At 28.9% G+C, this 17501-nt stretch carries 18 protein-coding genes; 2 read left to right on the top strand and 16 right to left on the bottom strand.

The features are described 5' to 3' along the window. Nucleotides 1–4: 4 nt before the first annotated feature. From BUA48_RS11435 to BUA48_RS11480, 10 genes are all read right to left on the bottom strand, one after another. A complete protein-coding gene (locus BUA48_RS11435) occupies nucleotides 5–853 on the bottom strand; it encodes a phage distal tail protein (RefSeq protein WP_072832196.1) in 849 nt (282 codons plus the stop codon). Next, a complete protein-coding gene (locus BUA48_RS11440; RefSeq protein WP_072832197.1) occupies nucleotides 846–4046 on the bottom strand; it encodes a phage tail protein in 3201 nt (1066 codons plus the stop codon). The genes BUA48_RS11435 and BUA48_RS11440 overlap by 8 nt, the downstream gene beginning before the upstream one ends. A gap of 50 nt (nucleotides 4047–4096) precedes the next feature. Then, nucleotides 4097–4252, bottom strand: a complete 156-nt coding sequence (locus BUA48_RS11445; protein ID WP_072832198.1) for a Com family DNA-binding transcriptional regulator — start codon at nucleotides 4250–4252, stop codon at nucleotides 4097–4099. 189 nt (nucleotides 4253–4441) lie between these two features. Continuing rightward, complete coding sequence (locus BUA48_RS11450; protein WP_072832199.1) at nucleotides 4442–5044, bottom strand: bacteriophage Gp15 family protein; 603 nt, start codon at nucleotides 5042–5044, stop codon at nucleotides 4442–4444. Further along, nucleotides 5044–5385 (bottom strand): DUF6673 family protein, encoded by a 342-nt coding sequence (locus BUA48_RS11455; RefSeq protein WP_072832200.1) that lies wholly within the window; start codon nucleotides 5383–5385, stop codon nucleotides 5044–5046. The genes BUA48_RS11450 and BUA48_RS11455 overlap by 1 nt, the downstream gene beginning before the upstream one ends. After that, on the bottom strand, nucleotides 5386–5880 hold the full coding sequence (locus tag BUA48_RS11460) for a hypothetical protein (protein ID WP_072832201.1): 495 nt from the start codon (nucleotides 5878–5880) through the stop codon (nucleotides 5386–5388). Between the two features lies 1 nt (nucleotide 5881). Continuing rightward, complete coding sequence (locus tag BUA48_RS11465; protein WP_084666291.1) at nucleotides 5882–6241, bottom strand: hypothetical protein; 360 nt, start codon at nucleotides 6239–6241, stop codon at nucleotides 5882–5884. A 216-nt stretch (nucleotides 6242–6457) separates the two neighbouring features. Then, a complete protein-coding gene (locus BUA48_RS11470; protein WP_072832203.1) occupies nucleotides 6458–6895 on the bottom strand; it encodes a hypothetical protein in 438 nt (145 codons plus the stop codon). 622 nt (nucleotides 6896–7517) lie between these two features. Next, nucleotides 7518–10052: a CHC2 zinc finger domain-containing protein gene (locus BUA48_RS11475; protein ID WP_072832204.1), complete on the bottom strand. Its 2535-nt coding sequence runs from the start codon at nucleotides 10050–10052 to the stop codon at nucleotides 7518–7520. 465 nt (nucleotides 10053–10517) lie between these two features. Beyond that, nucleotides 10518–10733 carry a helix-turn-helix transcriptional regulator gene (locus BUA48_RS11480; RefSeq protein WP_072832205.1) on the bottom strand — a complete coding sequence of 72 codons (216 nt, stop codon included), beginning with the start codon at nucleotides 10731–10733 and terminating at the stop codon, nucleotides 10518–10520. A gap of 608 nt (nucleotides 10734–11341) precedes the next feature. Here BUA48_RS11480 and BUA48_RS11485 point away from each other — a divergent pair. Next, a complete protein-coding gene (locus BUA48_RS11485; RefSeq protein ID WP_072832206.1) occupies nucleotides 11342–11794 on the top strand; it encodes an ImmA/IrrE family metallo-endopeptidase in 453 nt (150 codons plus the stop codon). Nucleotides 11795–12003: 209 nt separating this feature from the next. Here BUA48_RS11485 and BUA48_RS11490 read toward each other — a convergent pair whose 3' ends face one another. Then, nucleotides 12004–12225, bottom strand: coding sequence for a hypothetical protein (locus tag BUA48_RS11490; protein WP_072832207.1), 222 nt, complete (start codon nucleotides 12223–12225; stop codon nucleotides 12004–12006). 258 nt (nucleotides 12226–12483) lie between these two features. Next, entirely contained in the window at nucleotides 12484–12954 is a 471-nt protein-coding gene (locus BUA48_RS11495) for a helix-turn-helix domain-containing protein (RefSeq protein ID WP_072832208.1), read from the bottom strand. A 209-nt stretch (nucleotides 12955–13163) separates the two neighbouring features. Here BUA48_RS11495 and BUA48_RS11500 point away from each other — a divergent pair, with 209 nt between their 5' ends. After that, nucleotides 13164–13730, top strand: coding sequence for a sigma-70 family RNA polymerase sigma factor (locus BUA48_RS11500; protein WP_072832209.1), 567 nt, complete (start codon nucleotides 13164–13166; stop codon nucleotides 13728–13730). Nucleotides 13731–14334: 604 nt separating this feature from the next. On the opposite strand, the gene BUA48_RS11505 is transcribed toward BUA48_RS11500, so the two are convergent. The 4 genes from BUA48_RS11505 to BUA48_RS11520 form a co-directional block, all read right to left on the bottom strand. Beyond that, nucleotides 14335–14901 (bottom strand): accessory gene regulator ArgB-like protein, encoded by a 567-nt coding sequence (locus BUA48_RS11505; RefSeq protein ID WP_072832210.1) that lies wholly within the window; start codon nucleotides 14899–14901, stop codon nucleotides 14335–14337. A 2-nt stretch (nucleotides 14902–14903) separates the two neighbouring features. After that, on the bottom strand, nucleotides 14904–15047 hold the full coding sequence (locus tag BUA48_RS11510; RefSeq protein ID WP_072832211.1) for a cyclic lactone autoinducer peptide: 144 nt from the start codon (nucleotides 15045–15047) through the stop codon (nucleotides 14904–14906). Nucleotides 15048–15160: 113 nt separating this feature from the next. Further along, nucleotides 15161–16537, bottom strand: coding sequence for an ATP-binding protein (locus BUA48_RS11515; RefSeq protein ID WP_072832212.1), 1377 nt, complete (start codon nucleotides 16535–16537; stop codon nucleotides 15161–15163). Further along, on the bottom strand, nucleotides 16534–17253 hold the full coding sequence (locus tag BUA48_RS11520) for a LytR/AlgR family response regulator transcription factor (protein ID WP_072832213.1): 720 nt from the start codon (nucleotides 17251–17253) through the stop codon (nucleotides 16534–16536). The genes BUA48_RS11515 and BUA48_RS11520 overlap by 4 nt, the downstream gene beginning before the upstream one ends. Between the last annotated feature and the right edge of the window lie 248 nt (nucleotides 17254–17501).

The raw sequence follows: 17501 nt of genomic DNA on the forward strand, positions 1-17501 counted from the left end.
AACTTTATACACCTAAATACCTGTTTCTATATTTTATCTCAACGGATTCAGGCTTTAATCCATCTGTTTTGTATTCAATAATATTATCTCCCACTACCAAACTAAAAAAAGTAGAATCTAAATCAATGTAGTTTAAAGCATTGCTCCTAACACCATTGTTTTCTATTTCTACTTTTTTGTTACCGTATTCCGTAGTAATGTAAAGAATATCATCACTTGTTAATGTCCTATCTATCTTTATAAATTCTCCAGTTGTAAGATTTACTATTGAAGGATTAACAGCTGGTCCTTTAAAAATAATTTCAACTGGAGTTTCAACATGCCCTAAATTGCTTATAATAACCTTAGTATCACCCTTTTGCTTAAACTTAAAGGGTAATTTAAACTTAAACTTCCATCCTCCAATCCAAGTACTTATCTCTTTTCCTAAGCTTAAAGTATCTTGAAAATAAGGATTAGCACAAACTAAATTAACCTGAAATTCCATAGGTTCGTATACATTAGGATGATTTATTTTAAAACTCTCTATTTCATATTTTATTTTTCTCTCTGTTCCAAGGTAATTTACAGTTAAATACCCTGTATTTTTAGGATTAAAGAAGCTTATAAGCTTTTGTCTTTTTATATTAAAGTCCTCATTGATAAAAACCTCTCCAACAAAGGATATTGAATGACACTGTATCCTTTTATTAACAACACTTCCGCCATCATACATAATATTATTGCTTATATTAATTTCATAATCAGCACTTTCAAGACCTTCAATGCTTACTAAGTTAAATTCCTTGCTTTTACCTAAATCTAAGAATCCACTGTTATTTTCTAATCTTAAATTCACATTTTTATTATCCAAATGCTAACTCCCTCCCTACTCTTCTCAAGACTCTTGCAGTTTCATATGGAGACTTAACAGGTTGGTTAATAGTAACATTTTGAACTACTCCATTGTCATTATTATTTACTATACTACTATTACCTTCATTAGCTCTAGCCCCTATTCCTAAAGAAAAATTAGAAGCTTCATATGCAACGGTAGCTTGCATTTTATTAACCAAACTACCTATATCACCGCTTATAACACTTTCTAAGCTAGGAGTTTCTTTTTCAAATCCAACACCTATCCCCTGCGCTAGATATGGACCAATTTCCTTAGCAAATAATCTACTAGGAGATTTAATTCCAAATACAGATTTAATTGCTCCTAATAATGATTTCCCTAAACTTTTAGCTAAATCCCATACTCCATCAAGCAATCCTTTACCTATACCAAGTAATATATCTGCACCAACCTTAAGCCAGTTTGTGCTTAATAAAGTATCTATTATTCCACTAACAAGCTTAAGTGCACTTCCTACTAAACTTGGTAATGTATTTATTAATCCTTCAATTAACTTAGCTATTAATGTTATTGCACAGTTGAATATATTAGTTAAGTTTTCAGGATTAGTTAAGAATTCAACTAACTTTCCAATAATCTTTAATGCCCCATCTATTAGCATAGGTGCCGCTGTTGTTAATCCTTCTACAATGGCATCAATGCATTGACACATAGAATTAAGCAAATTATTTAAATTATTCTCATCCGTAATAAAACCTATTAAAGAATCTATAATATTTAAGGCAGCATCTATTAACATAGGAATACTTGTTACTAATCCGTCAACTAAGTTCTTAATTATTATTGGTGCTTGTTCTATAAGGATTGGGATCGCAGCCAATATACCATCTACTAAGGCCATTATAAAGTTTATTCCAGCCTCAACAATAACAGGAATATTTTCTAGTAATACATTTATTAAACTAAAGAAAGTTTCAACTACTAATGGAAGTAAAGTTGGTATAACCTCAGCAATTCCATTAACAAGTGCAACTAATACCTGTACACCCATTTCTAGAAGATCAGGTAAAACTTCCATGATTCCTGTAATTAAACATGATATTATTTGCATACCTGATGATACTATTTCAGGTAAATTAGCTATTATACCCTCTGAAAAACTCTTAACAACTGAAACTGCCATTTCCACAATTTGAGGAATTTGTTCTGCGATATAGGTAACGGCCTGAGCTAAAACACCACCTATAGATCCAGCTAATCCTTCAAATCCACCTTCATTAAAAGCTGAATTTAACTGTTCAGTTAAGCCAGCGAACTCCTCTGCGGCTCCTTTAGCTATTGGCATCAATGCATTTCCAACAGAAAGCTTTAATTTATCAACATTACTATTAGCTTTCTCCATCTGCTTCGATAAACTATCACCACTACCTCCTAGAACTCCTTGGGTTTTTTCAAACTCAGAAGCTGCTAAGATACTATCCTTTAAAAATCCCTTTAAATTATCCTTAGCTGATACAATACCATTTTTAAGTGAAGCAAATCCCTTACTTGCTAATTCTTTTGTCTTAGTTTTTAAAGCTTCCATACCTTTATTAGCGAGTCCTGATGCACTTTCTTTTAATGACTTAAACCCGTCGCTTACAGATGAAATAGCCTTATCTTTTAAATTATGAAGTCCCTCTTTGACGTTATCTATAGCTTTATCTTTTAAATTTTTCAGTTCTTCTTTAGCATTGCTACATTTTCCTATTAATTTTTGAATGCCTTCCATAGCACCAATGGCACCTATTTTTAGTTTTTCAATACCACTATCTGCAAGTTCCTTAGCCCCATCTTTTAACTTTTGAAAACCACTACTTAAAAGATTGATGGCTCCGTTTTTCAAGTTATTAAATCCTTCACTTAAAGCATCTATAGCTCCATCTCTTAATGAACAAAAACTTTCTTTTACATTTGAAATTTTATCCTTTAACTTATCAAAACCATCTTTTAAGCCATTAACCGCCATGTCTTTTAGTTTACCTAATTCTTCTTTTACGATGTTAGATTGCCCTAATAATTTACCAAACTCTTCTACAACAGTGCTAGCACCTATTTTTAATTTACTAATTCCTTCGTCTACAAGACTTATAGCTCCAGCCTTTAAGTTCTCAAAGCCATCCTTCAAGCTACTAAGAGCTGTATCTTTTAATTTATTGAACTCTTCTTTTACATTATTAGATTGATCTAATAACTTTTTAAATTCTTCTACTGCTCCTATAGCTCCAGCTTTTACCTTACCAATTCCTTCATCTACGAAACTTATAGCTCCTGCCTTCAAGTTTTCAAAGCCATCTTTTAAACTAGTAAGTGCTGCATCTTTTAAGTTGTTTAATCCATCTTTTACACTTGTAGATTCATCTAACAATTTCTTAAACTCTTCTACAGCTCCTATAGCTCCAGCTTTCAGTTTGCTAATTCCTTCATCTACAAGACTTGCAGCTCCTGTTTTTAATTTATCAAAACCATCCTTCAAACTAGTAACTGCCATATCCTTTAGTTTCATTAGCTCTTCTTTTAAATCATTCGATTGATCTAATATCCTTTTAAACTCTTCTACAGCTCCTATAGCACCTGTCTTTAGTTTGCTAATTCCTTCATCTACAAGACTAACAGCACCTGCTTTCAGCTTATCAAAACCATCTTTTAAACTATTAACCGCCATGTCCTTTAATTTCTTCAGCTCTTCTTTTACATTGTTGGACTGATCTAACAGTTTATTGAATTCATCTACAACAGTATTAACTCCCGACTTCAGCTTATTAAATCCACCTACTACAAAATCAATAGCATTATCTTTTAAATTACATAGTTCATTTTTTACATTTAACACTTCATTCTTTAAGGCATTAAAACCATCTTTAATAGTTGTAGCTAGTTCCCCCTTGAGTCTTTTAAACTTGTCATCCACAGATTCAACTAGCTCTATTAAATAAACCATAGGTTCTTGCGCTTCTATTACTTCTCTAGTAAATTGTTTGTAACCACTAGAACTCATTGACTTTTTCATTTCGTTTAAGGCCATGGTCAGCATTTGTACAGATACAGTTAACTCCTCTAATTGAGCCTTTGCTTCAAAAACAACTTTAATAAGCATGGCTAAACTCATACTTAAATTGTTTACCAAAGCAACATTAGCTGCATTGATTTCTTTTTCAAAATCATTCATCTTTTCTCACCTACCTTTTTATTTAAATAAAAAAAGCAGGCATTAGCTCACTACTCTCCGGTGTGACTCTCTGCTCTGTCTTCTTGTTTTATATTAACTACATTTATTTTCTTGCATCTAAGACACTTTATTTCTCCCCTTATGTAATCAGCTTTTAATAATAACTGATTACAATTTGTACATCTTATATCTTTTATACAAATCACCCTCTTTACAAAATAAAGATTTTATTTTAGAAAAGTATTATAAAAGTTTAATGTTATGCTAATCTTCTTTAAAAGGGGCTGTCACATTAAAAAGCACCATCAATAACCTAAATTATTGATATAAATCTTCTTTATGCAACAACCCCTATCTTTTATTTATAAATTCAATTTCATATTATTATAATAATATTACAATATATCGCTTAAATTCCCACTCTTAAGTAGTGCCTCTTCGATATCACTAATTTTTTCAACCTCATTTCGAGATTTTGGAAGTTCATAAATTTGCTTCATCTTTTTATAGAATTCTCTTTGTTCTTTATCCTTAATTTTAGATAAATCCGTAGCTCTATAGCCCATAATCTTTACTATTTCATTATCTTCCTTTAAGGATTTAAACATAGCTTTAAACTTCCACCAATGCAGATATTCTATATCCTGCAGATCAATTCCATACTGATCTAAGAAAGCTGAGTAGATATAATCATCATCAAAATCAAAACTGTAAATTCTATTAATATTATTTACAGAACCAGATTTCTTCGAAGTAATATTCTTATCATCCTTGCCCCCAATATAAAACCAAAGCATTTTTTCAACTGCTTCATTTATATTTTTAGGACAAACTGGATAAAATAGCTCCAATGCTTGCATGGTTTTATCCAGTTCTGCTATCTCATCCTCTTGCATAAGTAATTCAAATAAGATAGCATTTCTAAAATCACTATTAATTTCATATTGCTTATGATCGATATTCACAGTAGTTGGAACTAAATCTATTAAAATATTCATTATTTCTTACGTTTTTGCACTCTATTTGAAGAGTACTTATTTGTAAGCTTGTCTATATCATCCTTTTGAGAATTAATCTGATCTACTAGTTCAGCAAAAGCATTTAAGCATACTCTTAAATTAACTTTATCACCAAACACCTTTTTATGAGTATCTTCACCAAATAAATCATTGAAAATACCAAATATCATTTCACATTGATTTCTTATTACTTCTGAAGCTTTTAAATTTTCAACCTCAGTTTTAGAAGTATCAATTCTCTCTAATACTTTTTCATATTTTTCTGATATATCAACATCAAATATATCTAAATCACCTAATTCTACTCCATTAACCTTCATTTACGCTTTTACCTCTCCATCTGCTGTAAATTTTTTAGTTACTGTATTGAACTTTCCTGAAACTAAATCTCCAACAGCGTGTAAGTTTCCTGTAGCACCCATGTCACCATCTGTGTTATCAAAACTTGCAACTTCTATAGCTACTCTAAACTTTCTAGCTTTGTACTCGTTTTCCACTGAAGTTTTCTTGTCTAAATCAACTATTACGTAATCAGTTTCACATTCTGGTCCTGTTAACTGCATTTCTCCTACATTACATATAAACTCAACTGCTTTTTCATCTCTGATTTGATTTGTTACATAAGCTGTAGTCCAATCATATCCAATAACAGCTTTTCTAGCTGTTTTATCATTTACATACTTCTTTGAAGTTGTTTGAGCTGCTGGTACTTCATTTAAGTCTATGAAACCTGCACCCATTAGTACGAATTCCTCTGCCTCCTTACCAACATTTAAATAGTTTGCAACACTTCTTCTTTGTCTAACCTTTGCCATTTTATTTTCCCCCTTGATAATAAGTTAATTTACATTGAATTTGATATCTTGCTTTATTTATATCAATATTAAATGTATGACCTGTGGTAATTGCTTGAATACTTCTAGCTTCTCTTCCATCATCTAAAACAGGAAGTATTCCATCTTTGTTTTGATTTTCTAGCCATTTTACGAATTTCTCATAAAATTGACTTTTGTCTAATTCCTGAGCTATTTCTGGCCCATATGTCTCCTTGCTTGCAAGCACAAAGACAAATTGTCTTAAGGTACTACCATCTAAATAATTTTTAATTATAGGTTCAGATGGTAACTCTGCTATAAAATAAGCTTCAGGATTTACTGCTGCATACCCTGTAGACACAGCTGCACTGAATTCACTTAAGTAAGGGCAACCCCTTATATAGTTTTTTACACTTTCTATAACAGTAGCTATATTAACACCTCCTTTTTATAGAGCTTAAACAACTGAAATTGCTTTCTTGTTCAATCTTCTATGCTAATATATTAACACGTATTTTTAACGTAAAATTGTTGCCTTACTGTTATAAAACTGTCATAAAACTGAATTTCTTTAAAACTAAATGCTATTAACTAAATTCCCGATTCTATATACAATATTTTTTCTAAGCTTGCAGCAATAGTCCTTATCTATGCCCATGGTATTACCTATCTCAATCCAAGTTTTTTTAGGTCTACTGAAATATCTTAAATTCACAAGCATCTGCTCCTCATCCGTTAAATTGCTAAAAGATATATCCACCTTTCTTCTCGTGTACTCTATTTCTTTCTTCATCTCTTGCAGTTTTAATATAGCCTCTTCTTTCTTTAAAATTTCATTCTCCACTCCAGAGTTTACTTTATTAGTCTTTGATGATGCCTCCTCAATTCTCACAGCACTTACACCGTTATAATTACTCTTTACCTTCTCTATCTCTAAATCTATAATCTTCAATTTTGTTTCAAAATCCTTATAACCATAAAGCAAATTCTCAGTTTCCTTTAAAACCTTATCCATATTCTCATCCACCCTTCACTATTGTCTTTTCTCAATTACACCTAACATGTCCACATTACAGTGTACAGTCTACATCTCTCCTTTTTTTACCCTTAGTTTTTCTACTTCCTGGAAAGCTTCTCACTTTTCTCTTTTAGTCCTTCTCCATCTTTCAAAGCTCTTTCCCCATCATCTTTTAGTTCCTCTCTTTCTTTGAAACCACTTCACTCTGTCTCTTAGTCCTTCTATTTCTTCTATATCTCTTCACACTTATCTCTTAGTCCTTCTCCATCTTTCAAAGCTCTTCCCATCATCTTTTAGTTCCTCTCTTTCTTTGAAACCACTTCACTCTGTCTCTTAGTACTTCTATTTCTTCTATATCTCTTCACACTTATCTTTTAGCTTCTCTCTTTCTTTCAAAGTTTCTCACTTTTCTTTCTTAGTTTTTCTCTATATTTTAAAATTCTCACCGGTTACCTTTTTGGGTTACCTTTTAGAAAATACATGCCTATATATTTTTTTATTTCCCTTATATATAATATATATTTTTATTTTATAGTAACTATATATATATATAATAGGGAAACCCCTTGAAATCACTAGTCTACAGCCGGTTACCAAAAGGTTACCAAAGTTACCTTTTTTAAAATTCTTCGGAAAGAATAGCTGTAAGGCCAAGTTCTCTAATCAAGGCAGCGTCATAGGTATCGAACTTTACAGCCTTGCCATTAACTTTTATTACCTTATCTGATGAAGCTATTAAATAGCCACTTTTGCTTGCTTGTTTTTTAAAGTCTCTAAGTTTTAAGGGATTTATATCCGAATTAAATCGTGCTACATGCTCTTGTATTTGATCTATCATTTCTGTTGTTTTTATATATAATCCTGAATATCTATTTATAACAACACTTTCACAGCCTAATGCTCGTCCTGTTTCTATCATATCGTTATATAAATACAGCATTTGCTCAACTGTTGAACGAACATCTCTTCCATTTTCAAGGACCTCATTTTTCAGGTTTTCTACCACATAAGAAGCATAACTTCCAACTCTTTCAACTCTTAATTTACTACCCAAAATATTTAAAATCTCTATTCCTGCACATATATTAATAGCAGTATTTAATGGTCTTCCATTAAGTTCTGTTAGCTCTAAGGCTACTTTTTCAGTTATGTTTTTATACTCTTTGACACTTAAATTAGTTATTACATTGATTAAACTTCGCCCTAATTTATTAAGTAAATGCTCATTTTTCATAATCCAATTTACAGCTTCTGAAGACTCCTCATTTCTTTCCTTTTTAGAAAGATACACTATACAACTTCTTTCTATTAAGGCTTTTTCTTGATTTGGATATCCCTCTTCACCGACTAAAATAAGTGGTCTTCTAATGTCAAATCTTTTTGTTCTATAAAGTTTATCTGCTCTTGATACTGCTGATCTATCATATAAATTTCTAAGTATTTCTGATATTTTTGCCACCTTATATTTATCTAAACTTGAAGGTTTAAACTCATCATATAAGCTTGGATAATTTCCCTCACTTAAATCTCTAATAAAAGCAAAGGGAGTTATAAGACCTATGGACTTTATCTCATTTCCATCATAATTAAGTATTGGAGCTATGACATTTCTTAAAATAGTAGATTTTCCACTTCCACTTTCCCCAGCTATAAGTAAGTGATGCATGTTACCTTTTATGGCTTGATTTTGATAAGCTGCTAAGTCATTAATAAGCGTTCCAATAATGGAAATAGATTTTTCAAGGGGTAAAAACTTAAATAAATATTTTCTTACAAGCTTAAACTCCTTCTTTGTTATCTCTGGTATCTCTAGCATGGATTTAAAACTTTTAATGCTTTTAATACTCTTATCAATTCCTCCTTTTCCTATAGCCCCTTCCTCCATTACAAAATATATTTCCTCATCCTTTTCAATAAAGCTCATTCCCTCATATACATGCTCTATATCTAAGGCAAAATATCTATTTATCCATCCCTTTAATTCCGTTAAATCCTCAATATTCCCCTTAAAAGATAGTTCTAAGGTAGATAAGAAATTTTTAAAACTTCTTATATCATCAAAAACCGTTACATCTCCAACCCTTTCTATTATTTCCCCATTAATACTTTGAAGCTTAAGCCTTATTCCCTCCTCATCTTCTTCCACAAACTTAATTCTCGTTGCTTCTAAAACATTAAAATCTGTTATATATTTTTTAAACTCCAATAGTTCATCTAATTTTTGCTTAAAAACAGTTTTATATATTCCATTAAAATCCTGCTGTAAGTCCTGCTTACTTTTTAAATTCAAACTTCTCTTTATAGCATTAAGTAAATCTCTTTTATTATGTCCAATGTTAATCCAATCCGTTACATCCTTATTATCTCCAAGTGCCTTAATACCTGGTAAATTAACTATCCTTATGTCATAAGCATAATCCTTAAAGCTCTCGTAAACCTGCTTTTTATACTTTTCCCCAGCCCTCCCAGTATCACCAATTATAATTATCTTAGGTTTATAATTTTCTTTTAAAATAACCTCTAAGTCCTTGCAGCCCTTGATACTAGTTGCAACATACTCTTGTCCTAGAATTGAGTTAACAGTATTAGCATCCTTCTCTCCTTCAACTACAATTATTGCTTTGTTGCTCCTTACGCCATTAATAAGGTTAAATAAGTTGTATGGAAGTTCCTCTACCCCTCTTGTGTTAACAATTTTGTCTTTTTCAAAATGATAGTAAGAAATTTGTTTACTTCCATCTGGCAACTTAAACTTCACCTTAAAATACTTAGGTTCATTATTTTCATCTACAAAGGTGAACACATCCACAAGCTCATTATTCTTTCTAAATTTGCTTATCTCCCACTGAGCATACTTTTTTATTCTATCTTCTAAGGTCTCACCAAAGGATTTATTCACAGACATACCCAAATACTTTTTAGCCTCAATATAAGTGAAATTCTTTAATTTGCTTATAAAATCAATGGCATCTCCATAGACTTCACATCCAAAGCACTTAAAAGTATCTTTGCATAAACTAGCATTATATTTAACTGTTAAAGATGGTGTTTTCTCACTATGAAAAGGACATTTAATATAGCCTTGAGCATTAAATCTCTCTCCTGTTTCTCTTTCTATAAATTCTCTTAAATTAAAATTACTTAAATCATTCATTTATAAACTTCCTCTCATAATATAATTAATAAATCTAATCCTCTATAAATTATTTCTTAGTACCTTGATTAAATTATCTATTTATATTTGTTTCTTTCAACATAACTAATAAGGTTTCTATATCTTAAATCTCTTATTAATACCTAAGTAAAATCATCTAATTTATATTTTTTTAACATAACTAATAAGGTCTCTGTATCTCAAATCTTTTCTTAATACCTAAGTAAAATCATCTAATTTATATTTTTTTAACATAACTAATAAGGTCTCTATATCTTAAATCTCTTATTAATACCTCAGTTAAACTATCTAACTTACATTTCTTTTAACAGAGCTATTAAAGTTTCTGCATCTCAAATTTCTTTTAATATAGTAATTAGATTGTTTCTCCTCTATTTCTTCCCCTTGTATGGCTAATAGTTTTTTTATTAACTTGCCTCATTAAGGTTATTTTCAAATTAAAGTTTAAGCTTTAAAAATCTCTTCTTCCTTAACTGAAAAAGCTCTTGCTATAGCTCGTCTACTATTCTTGCGTGGATATACCTTACCTGCTTCCCATGACCAATAAGCCTTTTGTACCGTAAAACATCTTTCAGCTGCCTCCATCTGAGTCCAATTATTCATCACCCTTAAAACCTCCATCTTTTTGTTCCAATCTAAATTTTCAAATAAATCCTGCATCTTCTCTCCCCCTTTATTAAATTAAAAATTTTAAACATATACCTCAGACTTAAATTTATATATTCATTAAAAATCTAAACTTATTTCTTATTATTTTCTCTGCTCTCTATTTTTAAGTTTTAAGAATACATACTTTGAAATAATGCTACTCCACTATGAGGCTTTTCCTGCTTTTAAGATGTAAAACCAAGCTCTCGAACTTTACTTTATATGTAACATGAAGCTTTCTTATATATATTTATAAACTTAATTTTCTCAAAATATCTACTTTGCAATATTAAATCTACATCATCGTAATTTATTAAATATTAAATTTTTTTATTGTATAAAATATGAATGAAGTTTATTTAATGCAAGATATATATCTAAGTATAAATATATTTAAAACTTCTTTAGCTACATATTACGTCATTTTAACTTAAGTATCAAACGTCATTTTGTCTTATATTTGCTTTTATAATAAATTTGCATTACTTTATCTTCATTTTTCAAAATTTTTCTAACTCTTATTGACATAATGACGTAAATGCCGTACTATTTAATTATTGAGTCTTATAAACTCAACTTTAAAGAACTGTTTATTAAAGAAATCAAGTAGTGGTGGTATTATGATAAATTTCAAATTAAGAACTAAAAACTTAGTTAAAAAATTTAATACTAGAAATCCTAATGAAATTGCTAAGGAATTAGGAATTACTATAGTGGAAAAAGATTTTTCTGAAGATTTACCTAAGGGTTTATTTAAAAAAATTCTTGGAGTAAAATTTATAGTAATTAATACAAGCAGAGTGAAAGATGAATTAGAAAGGAAGTATGTTTTAGCTCATGAGCTAGGTCATGCCCTTTATCATTCTAGTGATTGTGCATTCTTTTTACATGATCATACTCTTTTTCAAAGAGGAAAATTCGAAATTGAAGCTGATAAGTTTGCAGCTGAGTTACTAATTGATGAAAGTAAGTTAGAAGAATACCCACCTGTTTCAATGACCACCGATGAACTTTCTAAAATTTATGGTGTTCCATGTAAACTTGTTGAATATAAGTTTAAAAATAATAAATAAAATTCATTACAATATAAAAAGTGGATAAACTAATGCTCCTTGCTATTTCTCTAATAACATTGAACTTAGTTTATCCACTTTAATTTTTTATTTTAAGATTTGTTCTTTAATAAATATCTTAACTTTCCCTCATAACTTTAATAGATTTAAATGAGGCTAAAGTAAAACTATTTAATTTTCTCATTACAATTTATATTGAAAATTACAAATTAAAGACCACTAAAAAAACAAGCTATGATATCTATGGCATAGCCTAAAGTCTCCCATATCTTAGGTGTAAACACTACTCCAACACAGGTTAATGGACCACCTAACATAAAGAACAGGAAGCCACTATCTCCTTGGAAATCATTTAAATATCCAATAAAGACACCTATACCTATAAGAATTAATCCTAAAAATATAGCAATTATATTTAACTTCTTCTTCATTTTACCTTCCCCTTTTTAATAATAAAACCTTACTTAAAAGCATTTTATTATTTTTATTCTTAAACTTATTCACGTTCTTACTTGCTGTCTTATTATATATATATTATACTCTAATTATTACTATTGAACCATTTATTTACACATACTTAAGTGATTTTTTCTTCAAAATATATTAAAATTTTTAATTTTACCATATATCTTATTATTGTATAAAAAAAAGATAAGAGTCTTTTACGTGATCTTATCTCAAAATTTCATTTATTTATTTTTCTTTCTTTTTTCTTTATTAATGCTTTTAGCTTTCCAAAATAGTTCTGACATTAAATCAAGCATTTCCTTTTTATCATCTTCATTCAATTCATCATTTAAAAAGAAGGCTTCATTAGATCTTTTCATTTCTTCCATATATCTTGTCACATCTCTAGAGGTCACTTTGTATTTACTTGAATACTCTTCCGGAATCTTAGCATATACATCTTCTTTTAAGGCATTACCTTCAACAGGCTCTTCACTTAATAAGTACTCAAGAGTGACGTTAAAATATGTAACTAACTTATTTAGTATCTCATCACTTGGCTTAGTCCTGCCACTTTCAATGTCTCCTAAATAAGAACGAGAGATTCCTAATTCACTAGCTAATTTGCTTTGTGTAATCTTAATGCCCAACTCTAAGCTTTTACTACTTCTTAAATTTTTAATTTTTAAACCTAGTAACTTATTTGCACTCATTTCAATACACCTCACACTACAATAATACGTCATCTACGTCATTATGTCAATAAGAGTTAGCAATTTTTACTTAAAGTAATTTATACATATCTAACTTCATAATTCAATTTCAAATAAGCATAAATAAGAATATTTAATCTTTGTGTTTTAAGACCTTTTGACGTAAGATAACCTTAATAATAACTTACAAATTTACGTAGGAGGATAAAATGGAAAAGAAAAATATCTTATATAAAAATAAAATATGCAATTTAAGTTTACAGGATACTTATACTTTGTTTAAGAATTTTCTATATCATAAATGTAAAAACTGGACTTACCTTTATGACATAGATGATTTAATGCAAATAAGCTTTTTAGGACTTTATAAAGCTTTTAATTCTTATGATTTAAGTAAAAACATAGAATTTCACAAGTTTGCAAGTGTTGTTATAGAAAATGAACTTAGAATGAATCATAGAAAGGAGAGCAAGCATGCTCTAAATATTGCTTTAAATGATTTGCCTAAAGATGACTATTATATCTTCGAGAATTTATTTATAGATAATACAAGCTATGAGAATATAGCTATAAGTAATATTTATACAGAAAAGCTAAATAAGGAACTTTTAAATTTAACTCCTTTAGATCAAAAATTAATAATAGATATATGCTTTAAAAATAAAACTCGAAAAGTACTTGCAAAGGAGCTCAATGTGGTTCCCCATACCATAGCAAGAAAGCATAAAATTGCTTTAGCTAAAATTCAAGCTGCTATGATTACGACTTTTCAATAAGAATAAACTAGCTTATGTAAATACTACCTTGCAATAAAACTAGAAAATTAAGCTCTTAGCTTAGGTATAAATTAAGATAAATATTATTATTAAAGATGAGTTTTTTAATACTTCTTCTAATATGACCCTAAAAAAAATCACTTACTTTTTATTAGTAAGTGACTAAACCTTAATATACTTCTATTAAAACGATTATTATAAACAATGTAACTTAAACAAACATATTGATACATTCAATATATATTAAATGTGGTCTGTATTGGTGGTTACAAACCACATTTTATATCACTGTATAATTATTAGTAAATTATAATAGATTACTATGTTTTTAGAAATAAAATTTTCATATCCTCAATTCATTATCTAAACTGTCCTTAATAAAAATGTGCCTTTAATATGTAGGACAAGGAAGATTAGCCCTTTTTATTAGAAATGTAGCATAGTAAGACTGGCATATTCCTTATGAATATAACTATACTACCAAATTAGATGAGTTTATTATATATTTAGATAATGAATCTTATTTAAAATTTTATTTTTACAAATCATACCCTCTATAAAAAATACTTAATTACTTACTTTAATAAACTTTGTAACTATAAGTTTATTTACTTAACTCTTCCATAATCATTAATACTGAAACTAAAAATAAACTTAGGGATACAAGAAAAATTCCTGCTTTAAACCCTATAATCATAAATATCACTATTATTAGTAGCTCAATAAATAAAGTTATTAATGATTTTTTTCTAAAATACGATACTTCTTCATAATCTAGAGGTTTATGTTTTGCAGCAACAGGTGCTAAGCATAATATAGTAGGAATTGCTACTATTAATAAAATAATGCTTGTACTTATAAAGTATGCTTCAGGCATTATTTTACAGGTAAGCAATGCTAATACTATAATACTTGAAGACATTATATAACAAGTGCTAGCCTTTTCTGCGTGATATCCCCCTGTATATGTACGTATAAATGAAAAGCTAAATAAAAATAAGATACTTTCTAAGGTCATCTTTAAACAGAATCCAATTATTAAAGTCGTAATAATATTACCTATTATTTCAATAGCCGAAGCTAATCCGAAAACAACAATTTCTTTATCCCTTGGATCACACTGTTTGCTTTCTACAAGTGCATTTGCGAATTTCTCACAAAGATTTCTCATAGTTAAAATTTACGTAAACGCTTTGCTTCTTTTGGTAATTCTGGTTGATGGATGATATATACACACGCTGAATTTGAATTATATGTTGTAAACATAAATGCAATTGCAGCAAATATCTTTCCATATTTATAAATAAATTTTTTCATAACTCATTCCCCCTTTAAACATTGCAACTACATATTAGCATAATATTTTGAAGGAATTTTCAAGTTCAAACGAAATACATTAAACTTTTAATAAAATACATATTTCATTTCTTTTAGTTTATTTTCTCCATTATACGATAATCTTCTGCTCCTTTTATCACTCCAAATAAAATAATCTCCAAAAGAAAAATGTTGTTTTCTGTGTTTATTTGCATGTATCCACCTAGTTTATTTACCATCTTATTTATACTTCTAAGTCCAATTCCATGAGCAGTCTTGTCCCTTTTTATACTGACTGGAAAATTATCTTTGAAGTTTATTTTTCCTAAGTAAGAGTTAGATATATTTATGTACATATTACCCTTTTCTTCGAAAATCTTTATAGAAATTTTTCTTAACTTCTCTTCTAAATACTCACAAGCTTCTATGGCATTATCTAAAGCATTTCCTAAGACAATACATAAACTCTTGCCTTCAACATTAATATCACCGCTAATATTAACCTTTATATCAATTTCAATGTTTTTTTTCTTAGCTACATTGATTTCATGATTTAAGATAGTGTCAATCGCTGCATTTCCAGAATAAATAATCATTTCATGTAAATCTATTTCATCAATTAATTTAAAAAACTCACTCTTTATATAGTTAGCATTACAGTCAGATACTTCTGAAAACTTCGATTGAATATTAATTATATTATGTTTTAAATCATGTCTGAGACGCTGAGATTCCTTCCAGTTACTTTCTATTTGAGAATATTGAGTAGTATAGTAGTCTATTTGTTTGCTAAGTAGCGCATTTTCTAATTTGCTTTCTGAAGCATCTATTAATTTATCATATAAATAATAAAATAATATATTAATAAATAGAACTGATACAATAGCAGTGGCTACTAACCAATTATGATTAATTCTCTTTTCATCAGAAAGTACATATATGCAGTGAATAATAATAATACTTACAGTAGGAATCATAATTAATGTAATCCAATATATCTTGGACAATGTCTTATTACGCTTATCATTTATAGACTTTTCAAAGAATTGATAGCACTTTATTATAATTAAAGGAATTAGTCTAGAAATTGATGCTATAATTAATAAAGCCGTTTCCCCTACTAAAACATTTTCCATGGGAATTACTAAGATTGTGCTATACATAACTGATACAAAAACCTCCATAGAACTCATAAGAATTATCATTATGAGCACTGCAAAAATCTTATGAGCTATTTTAGCTTCATAAAACTGTGTAATACAAAATAACATTCCAATGGTTATTATAATATTTATAATCCCACCATGAATAAATAAAAATAAAATAAGAGTTATTATAAAAAACATGCCATATGTAGCAATTAGAAATATATGCTTGCCTCTCTTTTTTTTAGAGAAAAAAGTTTCAAAAAAACAATGATATATGTATAGTGTTACAATAGTTATCATTGAGTAAATTAAGCTTTTCTGAGAAAAAATTTCTTCTATCAATTCCTTCTCCTCCTTAGATATTCCATATACTTTTGAAGAGCTTCTTCTTTATACACTCTTCCTATAGATATAGATAAATTATTGTTAACTAAAATAGTGGAAGAATTTTGTACTGATGAATACTTTAAATTTACAATATATGCCTTGTGTGGCATTATAAATTCTTCATTGGTTTTCAGTTCACCCCATATATTTTTCAAGCTTTCATTATACCTAATTACAGATTTAGTAGTATGAATAGCTACTTGATATTTATCACTTTCAAAATAAATAATATCCTTTAAGGGAATAAAATTTTTAGTTTTGTTTTTCTGATAAATAAATACTCTCTCATTATCTTGCAAAATTGATTGGTAAGCTGTTTTAATAGCTTTCTCTAAAATCTCTATATCTATTGGTTTGTCCACAAACCCAAGGGTACCCACACTAAATAAATCTCTTAATCGTTCATCATAGCTTGATATAAAAATAATTCTTGAATCAACTCCCATAGAACGAATCTTTCTTGCTGTCTCAACCCCATCTAAATCATCCATTAGGATATCCAAAAGTATTATATCATAGAACTTTGTTTTTAAAGATTCACATAGCTCTCTACCACCACTGAAGGGAAAAATGCAAAACTCTTCATGCCATAAACATTCAATCCTTCCTAATAAACGTAAAATCTCATTACGATCTTCTTCACAATCATCACAAAATGCAATTTTAATCATATACCTTCCCCCAACTCTAGTAACCGCAATTATTAAATATAACTTTAACTTAAAATGTTTTTAATCTTATCTTTTCATCTAATAGTTCTTTAATTTTATGTACTATCCTAAGCAATCCTCCCCTTTACTTTTTATTAACTATATATTGTGTTATTTTCACCAAACTAATTATATAGTATACTAATACTCATTTCAAATGTTTACATTTGCATTAATTAGTTAATTTTATATTATTACTTTTATCATTT

This window comes from Clostridium collagenovorans DSM 3089 (genome assembly GCF_900130005.1).
Taxonomy (GTDB): Bacteria; Bacillota; Clostridia; order Clostridiales; family Clostridiaceae; genus Clostridium_D; species Clostridium_D collagenovorans.

Coding starts and splice junctions, on each gene's coding strand:
- BUA48_RS11490 (WP_072832207.1), bottom strand. CDS start 12,225: ATGAAGAAGAAGTTAAATATAATTGCTATATTTTTAGGATTAATTCTT.
- BUA48_RS11485 (WP_072832206.1), top strand. CDS start 11,342: ATGATAAATTTCAAATTAAGAACTAAAAACTTAGTTAAAAAATTTAAT.
- BUA48_RS11470 (WP_072832203.1), bottom strand. CDS start 6,895: ATGGATAAGGTTTTAAAGGAAACTGAGAATTTGCTTTATGGTTATAAG.
- BUA48_RS11495 (WP_072832208.1), bottom strand. CDS start 12,954: ATGAGTGCAAATAAGTTACTAGGTTTAAAAATTAAAAATTTAAGAAGT.
- BUA48_RS11510 (WP_072832211.1), bottom strand. CDS start 15,047: ATGAAAAAATTTATTTATAAATATGGAAAGATATTTGCTGCAATTGCA.
- BUA48_RS11450 (WP_072832199.1), bottom strand. CDS start 5,044: ATGAATATTTTAATAGATTTAGTTCCAACTACTGTGAATATCGATCAT.
- BUA48_RS11475 (WP_072832204.1), bottom strand. CDS start 10,052: ATGAATGATTTAAGTAATTTTAATTTAAGAGAATTTATAGAAAGAGAA.
- BUA48_RS11500 (WP_072832209.1), top strand. CDS start 13,164: ATGGAAAAGAAAAATATCTTATATAAAAATAAAATATGCAATTTAAGT.
- BUA48_RS11455 (WP_072832200.1), bottom strand. CDS start 5,385: ATGAAGGTTAATGGAGTAGAATTAGGTGATTTAGATATATTTGATGTT.
- BUA48_RS11505 (WP_072832210.1), bottom strand. CDS start 14,901: ATGAGAAATCTTTGTGAGAAATTCGCAAATGCACTTGTAGAAAGCAAA.
- BUA48_RS11440 (WP_072832197.1), bottom strand. CDS start 4,046: ATGAATGATTTTGAAAAAGAAATCAATGCAGCTAATGTTGCTTTGGTA.
- BUA48_RS11480 (WP_072832205.1), bottom strand. CDS start 10,733: ATGCAGGATTTATTTGAAAATTTAGATTGGAACAAAAAGATGGAGGTT.
- BUA48_RS11520 (WP_072832213.1), bottom strand. CDS start 17,253: ATGATTAAAATTGCATTTTGTGATGATTGTGAAGAAGATCGTAATGAG.
- BUA48_RS11460 (WP_072832201.1), bottom strand. CDS start 5,880: ATGGCAAAGGTTAGACAAAGAAGAAGTGTTGCAAACTATTTAAATGTT.